The sequence below is a fragment of the Rahnella bonaserana genome (assembly GCF_019049675.1).
GTDB lineage: Bacteria > Pseudomonadota > Gammaproteobacteria > Enterobacterales > Enterobacteriaceae > Rahnella > Rahnella bonaserana.
This window is the reverse complement of sequence record NZ_JAFMOW010000018.1, coordinates 1-348: the sequence shown is the minus strand read 5'-3', so window position 1 is coordinate 348 and position 348 is coordinate 1. Positions and strand designations below refer to the sequence as shown.

The window sequence follows — 348 nt, the reverse complement described above, 5'->3', positions numbered from 1 at the left end:
TACCGTTTACTGCATCTGGGAGTTCTTCAGCCTTCGGATGAATAAATCCGGTTCCCCACCACAAACGGACGTTATCTGCAGGAAGAAAATAAACGTGCAGATAATTTTCTTCCCATTTGCGTTCGGGGATAGGCATAACCACACGTCGTTTTTCGAGACGCATACCCTTAAGATATTGTTCATGCGTTATATCAAGAGTCCAGACAACTTCCGCCGTCTTCCCGCTGATACTGCCACAACAGGTTGCGCCCCCACCGCCGTGTGCAGACGCATTGGATCCCGCTACGCCATTCACACTAAACCCCAAAATAGGCCGGTCAATTTCGCTGTGAATAATTAATGTCACCG

At 48.6% G+C, this 348-nt stretch carries 1 protein-coding gene; it reads right to left on the bottom strand.

All coding sequences use genetic code 11. The features are described 5' to 3' along the window. Positions 1 to 348: DUF3304 domain-containing protein (locus J1778_RS00075; RefSeq protein ID WP_217171490.1), on the bottom strand; the 348-nt coding region annotated here is incomplete at both ends.